This window comes from Ruegeria sp. AB9 (assembly GCF_056542585.1).
The window spans coordinates 1-18,632 of the sequence record NZ_JBQGAA010000030.1; the positions used below are offsets into that span (position 1 = coordinate 1).

Annotated in this window: 22 protein-coding genes; 15 read left to right on the forward strand and 7 right to left on the reverse strand. The window is 58.0% G+C overall.

Translation table 11 applies throughout. The features are described 5' to 3' along the window. The first annotated feature begins 284 nt into the window (after window positions 1-284). The 7 genes from ACR0K5_RS24480 (at window position 285) to ACR0K5_RS24510 (ending at window position 5,987) form a co-directional block, all read left to right on the forward strand. Window positions 285-1,439 (forward strand): phosphoserine transaminase, encoded by a 1,155-nt coding sequence (locus tag ACR0K5_RS24480; RefSeq protein WP_480632143.1) that lies wholly within the window; start codon window positions 285-287, stop codon window positions 1,437-1,439. Window positions 1,440-1,497: 58 nt separating this feature from the next. Further along, window positions 1,498-3,093, forward strand: coding sequence for a phosphoglycerate dehydrogenase (gene serA, locus ACR0K5_RS24485; protein ID WP_480632144.1), 1,596 nt, complete (start codon window positions 1,498-1,500; stop codon window positions 3,091-3,093). 121 nt (window positions 3,094-3,214) lie between these two features. After that, on the forward strand, window positions 3,215-3,943 hold the full coding sequence (locus ACR0K5_RS24490) for a metallophosphoesterase family protein (protein WP_480632145.1): 729 nt from the start codon (window positions 3,215-3,217) through the stop codon (window positions 3,941-3,943). 35 nt (window positions 3,944-3,978) lie between these two features. After that, window positions 3,979-4,857: a phosphoserine phosphatase SerB gene (gene serB / locus ACR0K5_RS24495; RefSeq protein WP_480632146.1), complete on the forward strand. Its 879-nt coding sequence runs from the start codon at window positions 3,979-3,981 to the stop codon at window positions 4,855-4,857. A gap of 41 nt (window positions 4,858-4,898) precedes the next feature. Continuing rightward, window positions 4,899-5,228 (forward strand): ArsR/SmtB family transcription factor, encoded by a 330-nt coding sequence (locus ACR0K5_RS24500; protein ID WP_480632147.1) that lies wholly within the window; start codon window positions 4,899-4,901, stop codon window positions 5,226-5,228. Continuing rightward, window positions 5,216-5,644 carry an SRPBCC family protein gene (locus tag ACR0K5_RS24505; protein ID WP_480632148.1) on the forward strand — a complete coding sequence of 143 codons (429 nt, stop codon included), beginning with the start codon at window positions 5,216-5,218 and terminating at the stop codon, window positions 5,642-5,644. Before ACR0K5_RS24500 ends, ACR0K5_RS24505 begins: the two co-directional genes overlap by 13 nt. Window positions 5,645-5,666: 22 nt before the next feature. Further along, window positions 5,667-5,987: a YciI family protein gene (locus ACR0K5_RS24510; RefSeq protein ID WP_480632149.1), complete on the forward strand. Its 321-nt coding sequence runs from the start codon at window positions 5,667-5,669 to the stop codon at window positions 5,985-5,987. A 5-nt stretch (window positions 5,988-5,992) separates the two neighbouring features. Here ACR0K5_RS24510 and ACR0K5_RS24515 read toward each other — a convergent pair whose 3' ends face one another. Next, entirely contained in the window at window positions 5,993-6,991 is a 999-nt protein-coding gene (locus ACR0K5_RS24515; RefSeq protein WP_480632150.1) for an asparaginase, read from the reverse strand. 177 nt (window positions 6,992-7,168) lie between these two features. Here ACR0K5_RS24515 and ACR0K5_RS24520 point away from each other — a divergent pair, with 177 nt between their 5' ends. From ACR0K5_RS24520 to ACR0K5_RS24535, 4 genes are all read left to right on the forward strand, one after another. Further along, window positions 7,169-7,705, forward strand: a complete 537-nt coding sequence (locus ACR0K5_RS24520) for an invasion associated locus B family protein (protein ID WP_171119964.1) — start codon at window positions 7,169-7,171, stop codon at window positions 7,703-7,705. A gap of 142 nt (window positions 7,706-7,847) precedes the next feature. Further along, complete coding sequence (locus ACR0K5_RS24525; RefSeq protein WP_480632151.1) at window positions 7,848-8,018, forward strand: hypothetical protein; 171 nt, start codon at window positions 7,848-7,850, stop codon at window positions 8,016-8,018. 117 nt (window positions 8,019-8,135) lie between these two features. Next, window positions 8,136-9,323, forward strand: a complete 1,188-nt coding sequence (rlmN, locus tag ACR0K5_RS24530) for a dual-specificity RNA methyltransferase RlmN (protein WP_480632152.1) — start codon at window positions 8,136-8,138, stop codon at window positions 9,321-9,323. A gap of 306 nt (window positions 9,324-9,629) precedes the next feature. After that, the gene (locus ACR0K5_RS24535; protein ID WP_480632153.1) at window positions 9,630-10,250 is read left to right on the forward strand and encodes a cytochrome P460 family protein; all 621 of its coding nucleotides are present in this window, start codon (window positions 9,630-9,632) and stop codon (window positions 10,248-10,250) included. A gap of 6 nt (window positions 10,251-10,256) precedes the next feature. Here the strand turns inward: ACR0K5_RS24535 and ACR0K5_RS24540 are convergent, their stop codons facing one another. The 3 genes from ACR0K5_RS24540 to ACR0K5_RS24550 form a co-directional block, all read right to left on the reverse strand. Beyond that, window positions 10,257-11,915 (reverse strand): U32 family peptidase, encoded by a 1,659-nt coding sequence (locus tag ACR0K5_RS24540; protein ID WP_480632154.1) that lies wholly within the window; start codon window positions 11,913-11,915, stop codon window positions 10,257-10,259. 63 nt (window positions 11,916-11,978) lie between these two features. Further along, a complete protein-coding gene (locus ACR0K5_RS24545; protein ID WP_480632155.1) occupies window positions 11,979-12,317 on the reverse strand; it encodes a hypothetical protein in 339 nt (112 codons plus the stop codon). Beyond that, on the reverse strand, window positions 12,314-13,234 hold the full coding sequence (locus tag ACR0K5_RS24550; protein WP_480632156.1) for a DnaJ C-terminal domain-containing protein: 921 nt from the start codon (window positions 13,232-13,234) through the stop codon (window positions 12,314-12,316). Before ACR0K5_RS24550 ends, ACR0K5_RS24545 begins: the two co-directional genes overlap by 4 nt. Before the next feature lie 160 nt (window positions 13,235-13,394). Here ACR0K5_RS24550 and ACR0K5_RS24555 point away from each other — a divergent pair, with 160 nt between their 5' ends. Then, on the forward strand, window positions 13,395-13,778 hold the full coding sequence (locus tag ACR0K5_RS24555) for a hypothetical protein (protein ID WP_480632157.1): 384 nt from the start codon (window positions 13,395-13,397) through the stop codon (window positions 13,776-13,778). Here ACR0K5_RS24555 and ACR0K5_RS24560 read toward each other — a convergent pair whose 3' ends face one another. Beyond that, window positions 13,779-14,876, reverse strand: coding sequence for a cystathionine gamma-lyase (locus ACR0K5_RS24560; protein WP_480632158.1), 1,098 nt, complete (start codon window positions 14,874-14,876; stop codon window positions 13,779-13,781). 3 nt (window positions 14,877-14,879) lie between these two features. Beyond that, the gene (locus ACR0K5_RS24565; RefSeq protein WP_480632159.1) at window positions 14,880-15,722 is read right to left on the reverse strand and encodes an LOG family protein; all 843 of its coding nucleotides are present in this window, start codon (window positions 15,720-15,722) and stop codon (window positions 14,880-14,882) included. 79 nt (window positions 15,723-15,801) lie between these two features. On the opposite strand from ACR0K5_RS24565, the gene ACR0K5_RS24570 reads away from it, so the two are divergent. From ACR0K5_RS24570 to dapD, 3 genes are all read left to right on the forward strand, one after another. Next, the gene (locus tag ACR0K5_RS24570) at window positions 15,802-16,713 is read left to right on the forward strand and encodes a threonine/serine dehydratase (RefSeq protein ID WP_480632160.1); all 912 of its coding nucleotides are present in this window, start codon (window positions 15,802-15,804) and stop codon (window positions 16,711-16,713) included. A 44-nt stretch (window positions 16,714-16,757) separates the two neighbouring features. Further along, window positions 16,758-17,357, forward strand: a complete 600-nt coding sequence (locus ACR0K5_RS24575; RefSeq protein ID WP_480632161.1) for a GntR family transcriptional regulator — start codon at window positions 16,758-16,760, stop codon at window positions 17,355-17,357. Between the two features lie 108 nt (window positions 17,358-17,465). Further along, window positions 17,466-18,293 carry a 2,3,4,5-tetrahydropyridine-2,6-dicarboxylate N-succinyltransferase gene (gene dapD, locus ACR0K5_RS24580; protein WP_480632162.1) on the forward strand — a complete coding sequence of 276 codons (828 nt, stop codon included), beginning with the start codon at window positions 17,466-17,468 and terminating at the stop codon, window positions 18,291-18,293. A gap of 142 nt (window positions 18,294-18,435) precedes the next feature. Here dapD and ACR0K5_RS24585 read toward each other — a convergent pair. After that, on the reverse strand, window positions 18,436-18,632 hold a 197-nt coding region (locus tag ACR0K5_RS24585; protein ID WP_480632163.1), incomplete at its 5' end, for a hypothetical protein.

Here is an 18,632-nt window from a genome sequence, read left to right on the forward strand (position 1 = left end):
CGTCAACCGCGTCGACAACGCATACGGAGACAGAAACCTCGTCTGCACATGCCCCCCAATGGAAGAATACATGGACGCCGCAGAGTGAAACCAGCAAACCCCGCCGGGAAATCGGCGGGGTTTTTCGCCAATCGGAAACTCATGTTCTGATTTGAGCCCTTTTTGGATGTCGTTTTCGCCCAATGAAGCGTCTTTTACGCTTGCTGCAGGTGCGAAGGGACCATACCTCTGACCGCGGGACACCCCTCCCCAACGAGGGGCGTGTATCTGGAAGGGTAATACAGATGACTATTGAACAACCGGCAACGCGGCCGGCAAATCCGCGTTTTTCTTCGGGCCCCTGCGCCAAGCCCCCCACATTTGATCTGACCAAACTCGCCGATGCCGCGCTGGGTCGCTCGCACCGTGCCGCTATTGGCAAGGACAAGCTGAAGGCGGCCATAGAAGGCACGCGAGAGGTGCTGGGAATTCCGGCGGACTACAAGATTGGCATCGTTCCCGCCTCGGACACCGGCGCGGTTGAGATGGCTCTGTGGTCGCTATTGGGCGCGCGCAAGGTCGAGATGCTGGCGTGGGAGAGCTTTGGGTCTGGCTGGGTCACGGATGTGGTCAAGCAACTGAAGGTCGACGCCGAGGTGAAGACCGCGGATTACGGTCAGATCGTGGATCTGGCCTCGGTCGATTTCGCCAATGATGTTGTGTTTACATGGAACGGTACGACCTCGGGCGTGCGGGTTCCCAATGGCGACTGGATCGCGGATGACCGTCAGGGTCTGACGATCTGTGATGCGACGAGCGCCGCTTTTGCGATGGACCTGCCTTGGGACAAGCTGGATGTAACCACCTTCAGCTGGCAGAAAGTGCTGGGCGGTGAGGCTGCGCACGGAATGCTGATCCTCAGCCCCCGCGCGGTGGAACGGTTGGAAAGCTACACCCCCGCATGGCCGCTGCCGAAGATTTTCCGCCTGACCAAAGGCGGCAAGTTGATCGACGGCATCTTTACCGGGGCGACGATTAACACGCCGTCGATGTTGGCGGTTGAGGATTACCTGTTCGCGCTGGATTGGGCGCGTTCGGTCGGAGGGTTGCAGGGGCTGATCGCCCGTGCGGACGCCAATGCCGGTGCGGTACATGCGTTTTGTGCGCAGAATGACTGGATTGAAAATCTGGCCGAGGATGCAGCGACGCAATCCAACACATCCGTGTGCCTGAAGTTCGCCGACGCGCGCATTCAGGACGGTGCCGCATTTGCCAAGGCCGTGGCCAAGCGACTAGAGGCCGAGAATATCGCGCTGGATATCGGGGCCTATCGCGACGCGCCTGCTGGTCTGCGCATCTGGTGCGGCGGCACGGTCGAATCCTCGGATATCGAGGCGATGCTGCCCTGGCTGGGATGGGCCTTCGAGGCCGAGATTGCGGCACAAACCGAAGCTGCCTGACCTGTTTGCCGGGCCGTCTAAGGCCCGGACCTTCCATACAATTCAAGGACCAGAGAATATGGCCCCCAAAGTACTCGTATCTGACAAGCTTAGCGAAACCGCCGTGCAGATTTTCCGCGACCGTGGCATCGACGTGGATTTCATGCCCGATCTGGGCAAGGACAAAGATAAACTGGCCGAAGTGATCGGTCAGTATGACGGCCTTGCCATCCGTTCGGCCACCAAGGTCACGCCAACCATTCTGGAGAAGGCTGACAAGCTGAAGGTTATCGGTCGTGCCGGGATCGGCACTGACAATATCGACAAGGAAGCGGCATCAAAAAAAGGCGTGATCGTGATGAACACGCCTTTCGGCAACATGATCACTACTGCAGAACATGCGATTGCGATGATGTTTGCCGTGGCGCGGCAAATCCCCGAGGCCAGCACCTCGACCCATGCGGGCAAATGGGAAAAGTCTAAATTCATGGGGATCGAACTGACCAATAAGACCCTCGGAGTAATTGGTGCGGGGAACATTGGTGGCATCGTATGTGAACGCGCTCTTGGCCTGAAGATGAAGGTCGTCGCTTATGATCCCTATCTGGGCGCAGAGAAAGCCGCGCAAATGGGTGTCGAAAAGGTTGAGCTGGACGAATTGCTGGCCCGTGCCGACTTCATCACCCTGCACGTGCCGCTGACGGATCAGACCCGCAATATTCTGAGCCGGGAGAACCTCGCCAAAACCAAAAAAGGCGTGCGCATCATCAACTGCGCCCGTGGTGGTCTGGTTGACGAGGACGCTCTGGCCGAAGCGCTGCAGTCCGGTCAAGTCGCCGGTGCCGCCTTTGACGTTTTCAGCGAGGAACCGGCAAAGGAAAACGCCCTGTTCAACCTGCCAAACGTGGTTTGCACACCGCACCTTGGGGCAGCGACGACCGAGGCGCAGGAGAATGTTGCGCTGCAGGTTGCCGAGCAAATTTCGAACTATCTGCTGACTGGCGCTGTCGAGAACGCACTGAACATGCCCAGCGTAACGGCGGAAGAAGCCAAGGTCATGGGGCCGTGGATCAAGCTGGCGGGTCATCTTGGCAGCTTCATCGGCCAGATGACAGATGAGCCGGTCAAGGCGATCAATATCCTGTACGATGGTGTTGCCGCTGAAATGAACCTCGCGGCGTTGAATTGCTCAGTGGTCGCCGGGATCATGAAAAAGTTCAACCCAGAGGTAAACATGGTTTCGGCCCCGGTTGTCGCCAAAGAGCGCGGGATCAAGATCTCGACCACCAATCAGGACAAAACGGGTGTGTTCGAGGGCTATATCAAAGTCACCGTTGTGACCGACAAGCGCGAACGTTCGATTGGTGGCACCGTGTTCAGCGACGGCAAACCGCGCTTTATCCAGATCAAAGGCATCAATATCGATGCCGAGGTTGGTGCCCATATGCTCTATACCACCAACGAGGATGTTCCGGGCATCATCGGTGCTCTGGGTCAGACCATGGGTGAGAACAACGTCAACATCGCGAACTTTACTCTCGGGCGGTCCGAGGCCGGAGGTGAGGCGATCGCATTGCTCTATGTCGACGAACCAGTTCCGGCCGAAGCGCGGGCCAAGCTGGCGGAAACGGGTCTGTTCACACAGATCAAGCCGCTGGAGTTCGATGTCGCCTGACGCGGCCTGTTGAGTTTGAGAAACAGTTCAGGACCCGGTTATGCGAATACCCGGGTCCATTGTTCTCTCAAGACGCAATCTGGGGCACAAGCGAGCTGAACCTTACCAGCGGAGGATGTCCATGACACAGCCTGTCTATGTTATCGGTGATCTGCATGGGCAGGTGGCTGAACTGGAACGCGCGCTGTCTCTGATCCAAATCGATGGCGGCCCTGATGTTCAGATTGTGTTTCTGGGTGATTACGTGGATCGCGGCCCTGACAGTCGCGGGCTGATCGACCGTCTGATTGCGGGACGCGACGCTGGCCAAAACTGGATCACTCTGCTGGGCAATCACGACCGAATGTTCGCCTGGTTCATGGAAGACATACCGCGCCATGATCCGCATTTGCTTGTCGGGTATCATTGGCTGCATGAAAGGCTGGGCGGGATCGAGACCCTGCTCAGCTATGGGGTCGAATTCGAAGGCCAGATCCGTCTGGAAGACCTGCATCAGAAGGCGCAGGTGGCCATACCGAAGTCGCACCTGACTTTTCTGCGCGATCTGGTCCTGATGCATCAGACGCCCGAGCTTGCCTTTGTTCACGCAGGAATTCGTCCGGGCGTGCCGCTTAATGAACAGCGCGCAAGTGATCTGGTCTGGATCAGGCAGGATTTTCACAACCATCGAGGTCCGCATCCCAAGTTGGTTGTGCACGGCCACACCCCTGTTGATCGGGCAACGCATTATGGCAATCGCGTCAATCTGGATACGGGGGCCGGGTACGGGCGCCCTGTGGGGGTGGCCGTGTTCGAAGGGCGGACCTGCTGGGAATTGACCGATCAGGGCCGCATCCTGTTGACCCCCTAAATCAACCCGCTCGGCCAAGACACTGGAGATCGAATATGTATGTCGCCACTTTGCTGACCAATCCGGCGGCGCCTTCGCTGGACCGTGCCCTGCCCGAGACGCTGCGCAACGCGTGGGGCGGTGGGGATGTTCTGTGGCTCAGCCCAGATGAAGCGGCTGAGTTTTCGCTGAACGATTTGCCCGACAACCGTTGGGATGCTTGGGCGGACCTGCAGGGGATGGGTGTGGACCTGATCGTGCAACCTGCACTTGGACGGCGCAAACAGATGCTGCTGGCCGATATGGACAGCACGATGATCCAGCAGGAATGCATTGATGAGCTGGCGGATGAGGCCGGCGTTGGTGAGCGGGTAAAAGACATCACGGCCCGGGCCATGAATGGAGAACTGGATTTCGAAGGTGCCCTGATCGAACGGGTCGGTTTGCTCAAAGATCTGGACGAAAGCGTCATCGACAAAGTTCTGCATGAACGGATCACCCTGATGCCCGGCGGAATGGAATTGCTGGCAACGATGCGGAAGAATGGCGCGTTCGCCGCGCTGGTGTCCGGTGGTTTCACGGCCTTTACCTCGCGGGTGGCGGAGTTGCTTGGTTTCGATGAAAACCGCGCCAATACACTGCTGGCTGAGGACGGCAAGCTGACGGGTGATGTGGCGCGACCCATTTTGGGGCGCCAAGCCAAGATCGAAGCGCTGGAACAGATTTCTGCGCGGCTTGGGTTGACTGAAAAGGACGTGATTGCCGTAGGTGACGGGGCCAATGATCTTGGAATGCTGGGTCGTGCCGGAACCGGTGTGGCGCTTCACGCAAAACCATCCGTGGCCGCGAAGTGCGACGTGCGTGTGAATCACGGCGACCTTACGGCGCTGCTGTACCTGCAAGGATACAGCCGCGCTGAGTTTACAGGGGTCTAGAGGGGCTTCCTTTTATTTAACATTTATGTTAAATAATGGTCATGAGCACGCTTCTGACCACTTTTTCCGCTTTGTCCGACGCAACCCGGTTCTCGATTGTCGAGCAACTGATGGAGCACGGTGAATTGCCAGCGGGCAATCTGATTGAAGGGCGTGGAATGTCCGGCGCTGCGATCTCACGCCACCTCAAGGTACTGCGCGAGGCGGGGTTGGTGCAGCAGCGTGTGCAAGGCACACAGCGGATGTATTCCATCCGATCCGAAGGGTTGCGGGCGATTGCCGACTGGACGATTTCCAAGCGGCAATTCTGGGAGAGCAGCCTCGATCGTCTGAGCGATATTATCGAAAGGGAGAATTCATGGCCGACCTGAAACTGGAACGGGAATTCCCCGTCAGCCCCGAAGTACTGTTTGCGTGGATCAGCGACGGCACCAGATTGTTGCAATGGTGGGGGCCCGAAGGAATGCACGTGCCCGAGCACAACCTGGATTTCTCGCGCACCGGCCCTTGGTATTCGGTGATGGAGAATGGCGAAGGGCAGCAATACAAGGTCTCTGGCCACGTGACGCATGTCGATTCACCGAAGTCGGTTGGTTTTACATGGGGTTGGCATGACGATCAGGATCAGCGCGGCGCTGAAAGTCACGTGATCCTTTCCGTCTCTGCGACCGAAAGCGGTTCCAGACTGGTGCTGGACCACCGGGAACTGGTCGATGCTGAAGCTGCAGCAAACCACAATCAGGGCTGGACGTCTTCGCTGCGCAAACTCGAAGCACTTTGCAAATAGGTTTTCATCAGGGAGGAGCGTTATGCCCCAATTTTTGTTTGTCTATCACGGGGGTCACACACCAACCGACCCCGCCGAGATTGAGGCGACCATGGCCGCTTGGGGCGCATGGTTTCAGAGTATGGGCGAGGCATTGGAAATCCCCGGCAATCCCGTGGGTCAATCTTATACGGTTAGCAATGGCGGCGTTGTCGACAATGGCGGTGCGAACCCAGCCTCGGGCTTCACGGTGATCAAAGCCGACAGCATCGACGCCGCGACCGAGATGGCCAAGGGGTGTCCAATGGTGGTGAACGGTTCGGGCTCGGTCGAAGTGGCCGAGGTGCATGAAATCGAGATGTGAAGACCTTAGCCGGGGAATCCCGGCGCAGGTTTGATCACGCCGCATTCCAGCCCACGGCGGCTGTATTGTGTGGCGTTCATGAATTTGCGGGTGGCCGGGTGATCGGCCTCCAGCACGCCTAGGCTGACCAGAATGGCCGCGATGGCGCATTCGCTGGCGCGGGTGGTGCCATCGGTGATCTTCAGCGCAATGCCCAGGCGTTTTTCCGGGACAATGGCCACAAAAACGGCCTCAGCCCCGGTTTTGATGGCGACCCGCCCGTTCATGGCGCGCATCAGTTCTGTGCACGCGCGGGTTTCGCCCGCGACCAGTTCGGGATGTTTGACCATGGCAGAAACCAGTTGCGATGCCGCATCGCTGGACCGGTCGGATCGGTCTTCGGCTGAAGCAAACCATGCCATTGACCGGGCCAGACCCGTCAGCGATGTGGCGAAGTTCGGGGCCGAGCAGCCGTCGATTCCGTAGCCCGGGCTTGTCTCGCCCGTTGTTTCTTCGATGGCGGACAGGCAGGCCTGTTGTACCGGGTGGTCAATCTCAAGGTATTCCGGCCCTGCGCCCATGTGCTGGCCCAGAGTCAGAAAGCCGCAATGCTTGCCGGAACAGTTGTTGTGGATCTGGCAGGGCGTATCGTCGGCCAATATCAGTCGGTCGCGTGCAGCCGTATCCGCCGGTTCCTGCGGGCCGCAGCGCAAGTCGTGCTCGTTCAATCCCAGGTGATCCAGCCACGCTGTCACACGGTCCGTGTGGATCGCAGCCCCGTTGTGCGACGCGCAGGCCAGCGCGAGGTGTTCGCTAGTCAGCCCGTATTTTGCCGCCGCCCCTGACGTGATCAACGGTAACGCTTGAATCATCTTGGCGGATGACCGAGGGTAGATAATTGCCTGCGGGTCGCCCCAGCTGTGCACGATCTGGCCGGAGTCGTCACATATGACAGCGTGACCCAGATGCAGGCTTTCCAGCAGAGCACCACGCCAAAGTTCTGTCATGGGTACGGGCTGCGTCATCTGGACCTCCGAAATTTATGCGCAAAATTCTGCCAATCGCCCTTTCGCCTGTGGCGAAACCTGCGTTAGTGTGTGTATGTCGGCAATCATCGGAATACGCAAACTAATAGACGAACCGGCAGGGTTCGCAGCATGTCCGATGGGTATGAGGTAAGGGTCGAGCTAGGAGGCTGGACAATGGGATCAATGCTCGTTCGCACGATTGCGGGCCTGTGTGTGGCAGGCATCGCCGCGACTTCTGCAATCGCCCAACAGGCGACAAGCACAAACCGAGTTGCTGCAAAAACGGATTGGAGCGTATTCGTCGAAGACGATCCCACCGAATGCTGGAGCGTCTCTGCACCCAAAGAAACTGTGAACACCCGCGGTGGACGCGTGGTTTCTGTACGGCGCAGCGATATCCTGCTGTTTGTGTTCTATCGTCCAAATGCCGAGGTCAAAGGTCAGTTGACCTTTACCGGCGGCTATCCGTTTGCTGCGGGTTCTACGGTGAACCTGAACGTAGACGGGACCGAGTTCGAACTGTTCACCGAAGGCGAATGGGCTTGGGCCGCGTCGGATGCGGATGATGCCAAGATCATCACCGCCCTTAAGCGCGGGACCGAGGCCGTTCTGACCGCTCGGTCCGAACGCGGGACGCAGACGAAAGATACCTTCTCGTTGCTGGGCTTTACTGCCGCGATCGAAGACGCTGAGAAACGCTGCACCAACTGACCCCACGGTGGCATTTGTTGCCAAGGTCCCGCCTGATCGCGGGGCTTTTGACGTTTGGTTATCTGCCTGTTTTGATCCGTATCAAAGTTTCGAATGTGGCAATGTGAACTAAGTGGTTCAGTCACTGAGAGAGGATATCGTGATGAAGCAGAACACCTGGATCCCACTGATTTTGGTCGCATCTGTCGCTGTGCTGAGCGCTTGCGAGAAACAAACTGGATCCTACCCGATATCGGGCGAGCAATGTGGCCCCGAAGATCCTGTGCAGACACTAGACGCCAATGATTGCTATACACCGCCGCCGGTAAACTGATCACAAGGACCCGGCATGTTCATCGTGCCGGGTCCGTCGGCGCAGGAAACCTTTTGATCTTTGCGCAGGTTCCTATATAGAGGCGCATCCCAAGCCCGATTCCTTTGAGATACGCCAATGTCGCCCAAAGCGCCGATCACCCAAGACGTCTTGACCATCCCGCGCAAACTGCCCGAGGGGAAAGTGAACCTTGTCGGTCTTTCGCGCGACGGTTTGCGCGAAACATTGATTGAGCACGGCACGCCCGAGAAGCAGGCCAAGATGCGCACGGGGCAGATCTGGCAATGGATCTATCAATGGGGCGTGCGCGACTTTGCCCAGATGACCAATCTCGCCAAAGCATATCGTGCACAACTGGCCGAACATTTCGTGATTGAGATCCCTGAGGTGGTGACACGGCAGGTGTCCGAGGACGGCACTCGTAAATATCTGTGCCGGATCGCGGGCGGGCATGAGGTCGAGGTGGTCTATATCCCCGAGGATGATCGCGGCACGCTGTGCATCTCGTCTCAGGTGGGCTGCACGCTGACCTGTTCGTTCTGTCATACCGGCACTCAAAAACTGGTGCGCAACCTCACATCTGCCGAAATCGTCGGTCAGATCATGATGGCGCGCGACGATCTTGAAGAATGGCCGACCCCTGGCGCGCCCAAGGATGAAACCCGCCTGCTGTCGAACATTGTTCTGATGGGCATGGGTGAACCGCTCTACAATTTCGAAAACGTTCGCGATGCGATGAAGATCGCCATGGACCCCGAGGGGATTTCACTGTCGCGCCGTCGTATCACACTCTCGACTTCAGGCGTTGTGCCCGAGATCGCGCGCACGGCCGAGGAAATCGGGTGCCTGCTGGCGATTTCGTTCCACGCCACCACTGATGAAACCCGCGATGTTCTGGTGCCGATCAACAAGCGCTGGAATATAGAAGAACTGCTGCAGGCGCTGGCCAGCTATCCCAATGCTTCGAATTCCGAGCGGATCACCTTTGAGTACGTGATGCTGGATGGTGTGAATGACAGCGACGAGGATGCACATCGCCTGATCGATCACATCAAGCGCCACAACATTCCGGCCAAGATCAATCTGATCCCGTTCAACGAATGGCCCGGCGCACCCTACAAGCGCAGCTCGAACAACCGCATCCGGGCTTTTGCGAATATCATCTACCAGGCGGGTTATGCCTCGCCCATCCGAAAGACGCGGGGCGAGGACATCATGGCCGCCTGTGGTCAGTTGAAATCGGCCACGGAACGTGCCCGGAAATCGCGCAAACAGATTGAGGCCGAAACCGGTTTGAGCAGTTAAGGTCTGCCGTCCTGCAAGCCGGGCAACTGTACGGTTACTGCGGGACGCCGGGATCGCGCTTCGCTTGTCTCAGATCTCTCACTGCACGCCATAAGTGTGCTTGAAAACTTAATGTTTCAGATGCTGAAACCACATGCATAATTTGCTATGTTTGTTGCATCCGGCGTTGCTCTGTTTATCCTCAAATTGATGCACAAGGCAGTGAGATTACCGGACCAGAGCTGGCAAGTTATTCCGAGGCCGCTAGATTATTTAATTGCTGCCAAGTGGTGCTCAGGCAAACTGATTTTCAGGTGGGTCAAAATAATGGACTCGAAGCTTCTACGTATCTTCCAAAAAGGAACCGCTGCGATTCTTGGGCTTGTGCTTACAGCAGGGCTGGCAGCGGCTGACGGCGACAATGCCCATATCGCGATAGAGAACCCCGCTGAGTTGAGCAAAGAAGAGGCTGTGGCCCACTATCGCTCGCTGACCAAGCGCATGGCGCGTGGTTATGCAGCGGCGCAACTGGATCTGATCCTCAACTATCAAAGCTGGCCGCTGTTCAACGATGCGCCCTATATTTCGGCAACGCACGGCCAGCGGTTCGTGAACAGCTACGCCAATCGCATGGCCCATAACTATGCGACTTTGCAGGAGGGCGAAGAACTGCCAATGGGTTCGGTCCTGGCCAAGGACAGCATGACCGTAACGGATGAAGGTCGCATTCACCCTGGTGCCATGTTCATAATGGAAAAACTGGCAAAGGGGGCGAACCCGGATACGGCGGATTGGCGTTACATCATGGTCTTGCCGGATGGCTCGGTTTTTGGCGATACGATGGGTGACCGCGCCGATGAAGTTGTGTATTGCCATGTCTGTCATGAACAGGTGGCAGAACGTGACTATACGTTCTACGTTCCCGAAGAGTATCAGGCAGGCAACTGAGCCGGGTTACGCGGTTTCGCCCGGCAGTTTCAACTCGGTCGCCTCGCGGCGGCTGAGCTGTTCGCCTTGCTTTCGCCTGGATAGCACCTCACGAGCCAGTGCGTATTTCTCATCCTGCCAGAAGATCAGACAGCCATTGCAACCTTTGCCGCAGCAACCTTCGGTGCCGATGCGGTTGGTCTTGAACCGGCGTTCGTTGCCGTCTTCGCCGATTTTCTCGACCAGTTCATCCCGGCGGCGGGCATAGGCATTAGGGTTGTCGCGACCTGTTGTTTCCAGCCCCTGCACCAGTTTGTCAAAGCGAATGCGGCTCCAGTGCTCGTCGGTCAGAGCGCGTTCTTTGCGCAGCACGGAATAGACCGGGAAACGGGTGCGCAGGTCGTCGATGTCCTCGTGATCAAACAGGGTGAACGGCAGGCGGATGACGGTTTTCGTGCTGCCATGCACCACGTCCAGTCGCTTACCATCATTGGCGCGTTCAAAGTCATAGACCCGCAACAAAACCGTCTCGCGTGAGATCGGTGAGACGAAGTCCAACACATCACCCGGTTCCAGCTTGTTCTTTACTTCAACCAGAAATGCATCCTCGGTCACCTCGGTGACGATCCCCGCGTACTCCCACTGCGCTATTGATGCAGTGTGTTCGTAATCATGTGCGTAATTGGTCAGGCGACCCTCGTGGAAGGCCAGCGTGTAGCCCCTGTTTCCCACAGTTTCGAGTTCGCGCATATAGGGCTTAGGGTCCCAGTTTTCCGGGTCAGCGTTGTAGTCATCGATAGCCATGCGATAGGCGCGGGCAACGATGGCGGCATAGTATTCCGACTTGCCGCGTCCTTCGACCTTGAGGCTATCAATACCGATCTTCAGATACTCATCCAGTTTCGGCATGATGCAGAGATCGCGCGAGTTGAGGATATATGACCCCCGATCATCTTCTTCGATGGGCATCAGATCACCGGGCCGGCAACCCTCTTCCAGCAGGAACTCGAACAGGTCCGCGTTTTCCTCGGTGATGCGTAGTTCCTGGTGCGTGCCGTCCTTGAGGCGCAGTTTCAGCCCATAGTTCCAGCGACAGGAATTGGCGCAATTGCCCTGGTTTGCGCCGCGCTCTGCCATGAAGTTCGACAACAGGCAGCGGCCCGAATAGGTCATGCACATGGCACCGTGAACAAACGCCTCAAGCTTGATGTCCGGGCACTTCTCGCGAATCGCGACCAATTCTGGGTATGAGACTTCGCGCGCCAGAACCACCAATTCCGCCCCCTGATCCTGCCAGAACTTCACCGACAGCCACGAACAGATGTTGGCCTGGGTCGAGATATGCAGCGGCAGTTCGGGGGCCCGTTCGCGGACATACTGGAATACGCCGGGATCGGCGATGATCAAGCCATCGGGCTTCACCTTGCGCACTGTGTCGATATATTCGTCCAGTTTCGGGATGTCTTTGTTGTGCGAAAACAGGTTCAGCGTCAGATAGGCGCGCCGGCCATGGCTGTGGCAGAACTCGACCCCTTCGATCACTTCTTCCAGTGAAAACTCGGACTTGGTGCGCAGTGACATGTCGGGCGTGCCCAGATACACCGCATCTGCCCCGTAAAGGACGGCGAGTTTCAGCTTGCGAAGATTGCCCGCAGGCATCAGCAATTCGGATCTGGACTGGGTCATGGTGCTACCTGACAAAGGATCAAGGCGGCCTTCTACGCCAAATGCTTCGAGTCCAAAACCCCGTTATCTGCGACGGAATCGCGCTGTCCCTATGACCTCGACCAGTTGCTGGCGCACCGGCTCTGGTTGCGCCTCGACCGCGTTCAAGACCTCGCGCAGCTCGGCGCGCAGCCCGTGCATCTGGTCGATCAGTGAAATCATCATCGACAGTGCATCGGCCTCCATGTCGTATTGCTCGTGCAACTCGCAGGCCAGTTCCAACCGGGCAACGTCGATTTTGTGATAGACCAGCCCTTGGTCCGATTGCTCGGGGATCACAATCTCGGCCGCCAAATACTCGGTCAACCGGTCCGAAGTCAGGCGTGCAACGGCTTCGATCAGTTCCTTCTCGGTCAGGCTCATGACGGCATTCCTTTCCGCGGATCATAGCTGTGCGTTTCGCGCCAGGTTTCCATGAACTGTTTCAGGTTGTCATCAATTGTATCAGGCATCGAGACGGTCAGTTCGATCAACTGATCTCCGCGCTCGGACGAGCCGCGTTTCTTGACCCCTTTGCCCCGCAACCGAAGCGTTTTGCCACTGCTTGTTCCTGCCGGGACCCTGACATTCACGCCGCCGTCAATGGTTGGGGCTGGGACCTTTCCACCCAGAATGGCCTCGTCAATGGTAATGGGCAGCGTGATGTGGATGTCGTCGCCCTGACGGTCAAACACCGGATGTTTGGCGACTGACACAGTCACCAGAGCATCGCCCGGAGGGCCTTCGCCGTATCCCGGAGCCCCTTTGCCCCGCAGACGGATGGTCTGACCATCGGTGATGCCCGCCGGGATCTTTACCTCGATCCGGTCGCCGTCGGGCAGGGTCAGCTTCTGGCTGGCCCCGAAGACGGAATCCAGAAAGCTGATCTGCAGTGAATAGTTCAGGTTATGACCCGGTGCGTGAAACTCCTGCGTGCGTTGTCCGCCAAAGCCACCGCGGCCACGCATGAACTCGGCGAAGATGTCGGACATATCGTCCGGGTCCGCCTGACGTCCGCGATAGGGGTTTCCGGGGGCTTCAGCGTATTCCCGGTAATACTGCTGTTGCGGGCGTTCCTGACCGGATGCGTCAATCTCACCATTGTCGTAACGCGCGCGTGTTTCAGGGTCTTTCAGCAGGTCATAAGCAGCGGCGGCGGCTTTGAACTTCGCCTCAGCCTCGGCATCGCCGGGTTTCAGATCCGGATGGCATTCCTTGGCGATGCGCCGATAGGCTTTTTTGATCTCGGCGGCGCTGGCGTCCTTCGAGACACCAAGAACGGTGTAGGGATCGTCGCTCATCTCACTCTCACGGGTCAGGGACAGGTCTGATCTTGATGAATGTGTTCTACCATGCGATTTCAACGGGACAAAAGGAAGAGGCGATTGAATTGCCTCGTAAAATCCTGCAGCTCTGATAACATCTGCATGTTTCTACTTGTTGATTGACGGAGACCGCCGCATGTCGCGCAGAATAAAATCCGCTCTGGCTCTACTGGCTGGGAATGCCATTGGGTTGTTGCTTGCCTCGCTGATATTGTCCGGATTTGCGATCAGGCCGATCTCGTTCATTGTGGTGGTGATTGTCTTCACTGTCGTGCAGGTCGTGGCTGAGCCCCTGATCCTGAAACTGGGAGAAAAGAAAGCACCGGCCCTGAAGGGTGGGATCGCTTTGATCGTGACTTTTGTGGGGCTTTTGGTGACCGACCTGATCACTGCCGGGCTGACCGTTGGCGGTGTCTCGAACTTGCTGGCGGCAACGCTGTTGGTCTGGCTGGGGGCGTTGATCGCCAGCGTCGTGCTGCCGATCTACGTGTTCAAAGAACTGCGTGGGCCTAAGACGTAATCACACAGCGTTCAGGCTGGCTTCGATGGCCTGCCACAGCTCTTCCACAGGTTCGCATCCGACGGACAGGCGGATGAAGGCCGGATCAACATCGTCGCCCCAACGCGCGCGGCGCTCGGCCGAGCTGTGTACGCCTCCGAAAGATGTGGCGGGGCGTAGAAGGGGGCAATTGTTGATGAAGGCTTCGGCTTTGTCTTCGCTTTTCATTGTCAGGGACAAAAGAAATCCGAACCGCGTGGTCTGTTCCTGCGCCAGCTTGTGCGACGGGTCACTGGCCAGCCCGGGGTAACGAACCTGTTTCACCGCAGGATGCGTCGCCAATCGTTCGGCCAGTATCTGAGCTGAACTGCACATTCGGTCGAACCGAACATCCAATGTCTCAAGCCCTCGATGCAGCAACCATGCTTCGTGTGGCCCGGGAATCGAGCCGGACACTTTACGCCATTCCTGGACCCGTTCCATGATGTCGCTGTTGCGGCTGGCCACATGACCCATCAGCATGTCGGAATGCCCGCCCATCGCCTTGGTATCGGACGAGACCACTACATCGATGCCCAGATCCAGAGGGCGCTGACCCAGCGGTGTCATCGTCGTATTGTCGGCAATGGTCACGCCCCCGGCGGCCCGTACCTGATTTGCCACTGTTGTAAGGTCGATCATGTCCAGCCCGGGGTTCGAAGGGCTTTCGACGAACACTACATCGAACCCGTCAAAACCACCGTCGGTAAATGCGGTGGTAGGGCGTTCCTCAACAACCACACCCAGACGCGACAGGAACCGATCTGCCAACAGACGCGTCACGTAATAACCATCGGACGGAACCAGCAGGCGTGACCCGGAATGCAACGTGGCAAACAGTGCCGCCGAAATCGCAGCCATGCCAGAGGGGAAACTGAGGCAAGGCGCGTCTTCCAAGTGTGACAGGACATGCTCCAGATGCACCCAGGTCGGATTGTCGACCCGGCCATAACTGGCCTGACCGTCGGGGGCGCCTGGCAGATGGAACATACTGCTTTGGGTCAGCGGCAGAGCTACAGGGTCGCCCTTGCTCAGGGCGTTCCCGCGCAGATGAAGCATTTCTCCGGTTTTAGGGGTCATTTTTTAACGCCCCGGAATTTCGTCGCGAGGTGGGGCGGGTTCCCAGTTTTCGATGATTTCGACCGCTTCTTGCGCCGTGTCCACAAAGCGGAACAGGTCAAGATCCTCGTCCGAGATGGTGCCGGCATCGGCCAGTGCTTCCCAGTTTATGACCTTCTCCCAGAACTCACGTCCAAATAGCAGGAAAGGAACACGATCCATCCGGCCAGTCTGAATCAGGGTGAGGGATTCGAACAGTTCATCCATGGTGCCGAAACCGCCAGGGAAGATCGTGATTGCGCGGGCACGCATCAGGAAGTGCATCTTGCGGATGGCGAAATAGTGGAAGTTGAAGCTGAGATCAGGTGTCACATACAGGTTCGGGGCTTGTTCGTGCGGCAGAACGATATTCAAGCCAATGGAGCAGCCGCCCGCGTCCTGTGCGCCACGGTTGCCTGCCTCCATCACACCGGGGCCGCCACCCGTGACGATCACGTTTTCGCGGCAGCCAGTCTCGTTCGACTTCACGGTCATTAGCCGGGCGAACTCGCGCGCCTCATCATAATAGGTCGACAGGCCAGCCAGCGTTTCGGTCCGTGCGGTGTGTTTCTGCGAAGGCTCGGGTATACGCGCGCCGCCGAACATCACGATGGTCGAGGTGATCTCACGCTCGCTCATGATCATCTCGGGCTTCAATAATTCCAGTTGCAGGCGCACCGGGCGCAACTCGTCCCGGCACAGGAACTCGTCATCGGCAAAGGCAAGGCGATAGGCGGATGAACGCGTCTGCGGCGTGTCCGGCACTTCGCTCGCGGTCGAGCGGTCGGTCTGCGCATCGCGAAACGGGCTGCGGCGGTCTTCTCTCATGGGTGATCGATCCCTGCTTGCGTGTTTTTCAAACAGCTATAGGGTTCGCGGGCAGAGTGCCAGTCACGGAAGTACAAGAATGAATTGGAAGAGCGAAATATCAGCTGCGCAGAATCGCATCGCCGGGCATGCGCAGGTGACGCCGGTGATCGAGAGCCAAATTCCAGGCTATCCGATTGACCTGAAGCTGGAACACATGCAGCACACCGGCAGTTTCAAGGCGCGGGGTGCGTTCAATACCTTGCTCAGCCTGGATGTGCCAGAGGCTGGTGTCGTGGCTGCGTCGGGCGGAAACCACGGTGCAGCGGCGGCCTTTGCCGCGCAGGCGCTGGGCTATCCGGCCAAGATTTTCGTGCCCGAACTGGCGGGCCCATCCAAGATCGCGTTGATCCGGCAATCCGGCGCGGATCTGAGCGTTGTGTCCGGCGAATACGCCAACGCGCTGACACAGGCACAGGCCCATGAGACCGAAACCGGAGCGATGCAGATACATGCCTATGACGCACCAGCCACGGTGGCGGGGCAGGGAACCTGCTTTGCGGAATGGGATGCGCAGGGTCTGCAAGCAGACACGGTTCTGGTCGCTGTCGGCGGTGGTGGCTTGATCGCTGGGGCTTTGGCCTGGTTCGACGGAGCGCGTAAGGTTGTGGCGGTCGAGCCTGCAACCTCTTGTGCGCTGAATGCCGCATTGAAGGCCGGTGAGCCGGTGGACGTTTCAGTTTCCGGCATTGCGGCAAATGCATTGGGTGCGCGAAGGATCGGGCAAATTTGTTTTGACCTCGCGCAGGGCATGAGCTCGGTTCTGGTATCGGACGATGCTATCGCGGCGGCTCAGAAGTCGCTGTGGCAGGCGCATCGCATTCTGGTGGAACCAGCGGGTGCAACTGCGTTGGCGGCCCTGACTTCTGGCGTGTACCAACCCGAAACCGGGGAACGCGTGGCCGTTCTGGTATGCGGTGCGAATATTGCACCGGACCCGCTTGCAGGGTGAAATATCGGGTTGTGGATGGGCATAGTGAATTTTATCTATAATTCATGACCGCTACGATTTCCGACACGATTTACCAAAACCTCAGCCAGCAGATCATCACCGGAGAGCTGGTCGCCGGCGAGAAGTTGCGGCAGGATCATATTGCCCGCGATTTCGACACCAGCCACGTACCAGTGCGTGAAGCCCTGTTGCGACTCGAGGCACATGGATTGGCGCGGCACGAGCCACGCCGGGGAATGCGTGTCACTGCGCTTGATCCGGCAGAGGTCCGCGAAGTGATTGAAATGCGCGTGGCGCTGGAAACTCTGGCGCTACAGCAATCCGTGCAGAATATGTCTCCGGTCGCATTGGAAAAGATCGAAAAAGCGCGCATCGCGTGTGACGAGGCGCGGTCAATGCCGCAATGGGAGGCGTTGAACAGAACGTTCCATCGCGCCATCCTGACACCTTGCGGTCTGCCCCGACTGCTGCACGCCATCGACGATCTGCATATCGCGAGCGCTCGTCACTTGTTTGCGCATTGGCGGTCGAAATGGGTGCAGCAGGTTGACAAAGATCATGCGGCGCTTGTTCAGGCGCTCAGGCGCAAGGACCTGAGTACGGCAAAAGGCATCCTGACCCGTCATATACGCCGCGCCAGCTGATTCCAGGCCTTTCAGACGCAAAATGGCCCATGTTCGTCGCATTGCGCCAAGGGTCCGGCTTGCGTATAGGCCAAATCAACATGAACAGATTCTGTAGGGAGACGCCCCATGTCCAACGCGCAACTGGAAGCCGCCATCGAAGCCGCCTGGGAGGCGCGCGACACAATCACACCCGCGACTACCGGTGAACAACGCGAAGCGATCGAGGACACGCTGAACGCACTGGACAGCGGGTCGCTGCGGGTTGCGGAAAAGCTGGAGAGCGGCGACTGGCATGTGAACCAGTGGGCCAAGAAGGCGGTTCTGCTGGGCTTCCGAATCAAGGACATGGAAATCCAGTCGGGTGGACCTCAAGCTGGTGGATGGTGGGACAAGGTGGACAGCAAGTTCGCCGGTTGGGGCGAAAATCAATGGCGCTCGGCCGGATTTCGCGCGGTTCCGAACTGCGTCGTTCGCAAGTCGGCCTATATCGCACCGGGCGTTGTGCTGATGCCGTCCTTCGTAAATCTGGGCGCCCATGTGGATGAAGGCACTATGGTCGACACATGGGCCACCGTTGGTTCGTGCGCGCAGATCGGTAAGAATGTGCACCTGTCGGGCGGTGTTGGCATCGGCGGTGTGCTGGAGCCGATGCAAGCTGGCCCGACCATCATCGAGGATAACTGCTTTATCGGCGCGCGTTCAGAAGTTGTCGAAGGCTGCATCGTCCGTGAAGGATCGGTTCTGGGAATGGGCGTGTTCATTGGCAAATCCACCAAGATCGTGGATCGCGAAACCGGTGAAGTCACGTATGGCGAAGTACCGCCCTATTCTGTGGTCGTCGCGGGCTCGATGCCGTCCAAGAACAATATCAGCCTGTATTGTGCCGTGATCGTGAAGCGAGTGGATGAAAAGACCCGGTCGAAAACCGGAATCAACGAGTTGCTGCGGGACTGATCGTTCAAGTTGAACAAAAAAGGCCGGAGCAAATCTGCTCCGGCCTTTCTTTTTTGTGAGGGGGTCGCACAAGGCGAAACCAATCCCTAGCCGCAGTCTGTCTTGAGCACGTGGCTTAGCTCAGACGACCATCCTTTGTGGGTCAGCGGTTTTCACCCTGCATAGCGTCAACTTCCGAGTTTCCTGCGTTCGTTTCCGCGCCTTCGTTTTCGCCGCCGCCTTCGTTTTCGCCGCCGCCTTCGTTTTCACCGCCGCCTTCGTTTTCACCGCCGCCTTCGTTTTCACCGCCGCCTTCGTTTTCGCCGCCGCCTTCGTTTTCGCCGCCGCCTTCGTTTTCGC